General features: G+C 67.5%; 3 protein-coding genes. All 3 read left to right on the forward strand.

Annotated elements, in window-relative coordinates; all coding sequences use genetic code 11:
* Positions 1–184 precede the first annotated feature (184 nt).
* Genes NA4_RS37795 through NA4_RS37805 form a run of 3 tightly spaced genes read left to right on the forward strand, consistent with a single transcriptional unit; the run spans position 185 to position 2,849 of the window.
* On the forward strand, positions 185–1,261 hold the full coding sequence (locus NA4_RS37795; RefSeq protein WP_067480990.1) for a tyrosine-type recombinase/integrase: 1,077 nt from the start codon (positions 185–187) through the stop codon (positions 1,259–1,261).
* On the forward strand, positions 1,258–1,581 hold the full coding sequence (locus NA4_RS37800; protein WP_067480993.1) for a helix-turn-helix domain-containing protein: 324 nt from the start codon (positions 1,258–1,260) through the stop codon (positions 1,579–1,581). Before NA4_RS37795 ends, NA4_RS37800 begins: the two co-directional genes overlap by 4 nt.
* On the forward strand, positions 1,578–2,849 hold the full coding sequence (locus tag NA4_RS37805; protein WP_245671793.1) for a site-specific integrase: 1,272 nt from the start codon (positions 1,578–1,580) through the stop codon (positions 2,847–2,849). Before NA4_RS37800 ends, NA4_RS37805 begins: the two co-directional genes overlap by 4 nt.
* Positions 2,850–2,965 lie beyond the last annotated feature (116 nt).

Below are 2,965 nucleotides of genomic sequence, written 5' to 3' on the forward strand. Positions count from 1 at the left end.
TAATCAACAGTCGACGAGTTCCTGATCTCTCCGACGTCTCTCACCATGTCAAGTCCGGCCTGGACCTGGGCCATCCCGCGCCTGTGCGGCATCGAATGTCTCACTGAAGTGCTATCGCCTCGGCCGATGAGGATGCGATTGGGCCGATGGTTCCTCACTGTGGGTGAAGGCAAGGAGGCGTGGGTTGGGTCTGGCGGCGGTGCGCGACCTGCGGGAGCTGCGGGCTCCAGCGACCGAGGACGAGATCACTGCGTTCGAGACCGACGTGCTATCCGGGTTCGTGCTGGCCCGTGCGTCCGCCGGACTGGTGGACTCCACAATCCGCAACGACGTCAATCACCTCGAGCTGGTTCGTGATTGGTTCGGGCGTCCGCTGTGGGAGATGCAGCCCGCCGACGCCGACGCCTATTTCGGGAAGGTGCTGCGGGACGCGAAACCGTCGACCCGGACCGGCCGCGCGGCCGCGCTGACGGTGTTCTTCCACTTTCTCGAGTTGCGGCACAAGGTCGAACTGCACAACCTCACCGGCCGCGTCGTCGAATGCCCGCTGGACGAGATCAACCGGCCCCGGGCCTCGGTCGATCCACAGTTGCGGATCCCGCCGAGCGCCGAGGAGATCGAGCAGCTGTTCGCCGGGTGGCGCGAGGAGATGGCGACCTGCCGCAAGTTCGCTCCGACCGCCCGCAACTACGCCGTCGCCCGGCTGGCCGCCGACGTGGGCCTGCGGATCAACGAGGCCCGCATGCTGGATCTGGATGATGTGCGGTGGGAGCTGGGCCGGTTCGGGAAGCTGAATGTGCGTCACGGCAAGGGATCTCGCCGCAAGGGCCCGAAACCACGGCTGGTGCCATTGATCAACGGCGCTGACCGCAGCTTGCGCTGGTTCATCGAGGACGTTCTCGGGCTGTTCGACATCGACCCGTCCCGGCACGGGATGCCGCTGTTCCCGTCCGAGCGCAAGAACACCGACGGCACCGCCATGCGAGCGACCGCCGACGTATTCCGACGGTCCCTCGCCGAGGCCGCCGACCGGCATCTACCGGCCTGGTCGGGCAAGCTGACTCCGCATGTCCTGCGGCATTTTTGCGCCAGTCAGCTCTATCTGGCCGGGATGAACCTGTTCGCGATCCAGGAATTATGTGGTCACTCCTGGACGGCCACAACTGCCCGGTATATCCACGTTCACGCCACTCACGTCGAAGACGCCTGGGTGACCGGGCAACGCCGGGTCACCGACCGGTGGAAAGGATTGGCCCAATGAAATGGAACCTGCGTCTGGCCGCGGCCAACCGCGGCATCTGGAAGGCCAGCGAGCTGCAACGCATGCTCGCCGCCCGCGGCCTGGTCATCAGCGCCGGCAAGATGTCCGGGCTGTGGTCGGGTGACCCGAACGTGATCAAACTCCGCGACCTGGACGTCATCTGCGCGGTCCTGAGCTGCGGGGTCGAAGAGCTGCTGATCCCCGAGCCGGAGACCGTCAGCGCGACGGGACCGGCGACCGAGGACACAGCGGCCGCGGTCGGCGAGGCCCTGCCAGTCGTTCCGCGCGCTCGGACCGGTAGGTCGCTGCCGCCCCGATGAACTGCCAGCGGTGCGGCAAGCCGCTGCCGGAGAAGCGACGCAGAGACAAAATCTATTGCAGCAGAGGCTGTTCCGCACTCGCCTCCTACTGGCGGCGCAAGAACGGGGAACCAGTCCCGCCCGGCTGGCAGCATCCGGCGCTGACCACCGATGACCCGGCGTTGAGGGCCGCTGCCCAGCACGCCCGTCAGCTCGGCCAGGCCCGAGGCTGGAGCCGGTCCACCACGCTCTGTGTTCTCGACGGCCTGCTCGCCGTTCTGGACGGGCGGCCCACCGGTGAACGGGTGCCGCAGAGCGAGGTCCGGTCCCACCCGCACCGGTGGGTGTCACGCCCCCGCCTCATCGAAGTCCTTACCGATCTCGGGCTGCTCGAGGACAATTCGACGGCCTCGATCCGATCCTGGATTCATTGCGTGACAGCCAATCTCACGCCAGGATTCGCCGAACCGGCCCGGCACTGGCTGACGGTATTGCTCGATGGAGACGCTCGCTCCCGACCCCGCTCGGCCTCCACCCTCCACGTCTACTTCGGTTGCGCCCGGCCATTTCTCGAACAATGGGCCACCCGCTACGACCACCTGCGGGAAGTCACCCGCGCCGACATCACCGCCGCGCTCAAACCGTTGACCGGCTCGCAACGCTCCAACGCGACCAGCGCCCTGCGATCACTGTTCCGGTTCGCCAAGACACGCGGCCTGATCTTCGCCAACCCGACCACCGGCCTCAAGACCCGACTCGCCGACTTCGCCCTGCTGCCGATGACCGACGAGGAGATCCACGCCGTCGAGCAACTCGCCACCGACCCCGCCTGGCGGGTCATCGTCGCCCTGGCCGCCGAGAACGCCGCCCGCACAGGTGCCATCCGGAACCTGAAACTCACCGACGTCGACCTGGCCAACCGGCGCATCACCCTCGCCGGACGCCGTCAACGCCTCGGCGACCTCGCTCACCGCGCCATCGGCCGCTGGCTCGACCACCGCCGCACCACCTGGCCGACCACCGTGAACCCGCACATGCTGGTCGGCCCGAAGACCGTCCACGGCACCGCACCGATCAGCCAGAGGTCCGTGAGCCTGCGCATGCAGCCCAGCGGCTGCACCGTCGACCGGATCCGTCGCGACCGCATCCTCCACGAAGCCCTCACCGCTGGCCCCGATCCGCTGCACCTGACACTGGTCTTCGGCATCTCCCACAACACCGCCGCCCGCTACGCGGCCGTCGCCGAGCACCTTCTCAGCGACGAACTCGACCATCCGCCAGCCGACTGAGCCCAGTCGGCGACCGCTAGACTTCCCCGGAACTCGCCGCGATTCCCCGTGCCGCACACGGATATGCCGTGGGTTCCCGCTGAAAGTCCGTCAGTCAGCGTGAACCCACGGGAAAC

Origin of the sequence: Nocardia amamiensis NBRC 102102 (assembly GCF_001612745.1) — a bacterium.
GTDB classification, from domain to species: Bacteria; Actinomycetota; Actinomycetes; order Mycobacteriales; family Mycobacteriaceae; genus Nocardia; species Nocardia amamiensis.

Bases quoted from the DNA above. Each gene is read 5' to 3' on its own strand.
- NA4_RS37800 (WP_067480993.1), top strand. From the start codon at position 1,258: ATGAAATGGAACCTGCGTCTGGCCGCGGCCAACCGCGGCATCTGGAAG.
- NA4_RS37805 (WP_245671793.1), top strand. From the start codon at position 1,578: ATGAACTGCCAGCGGTGCGGCAAGCCGCTGCCGGAGAAGCGACGCAGA.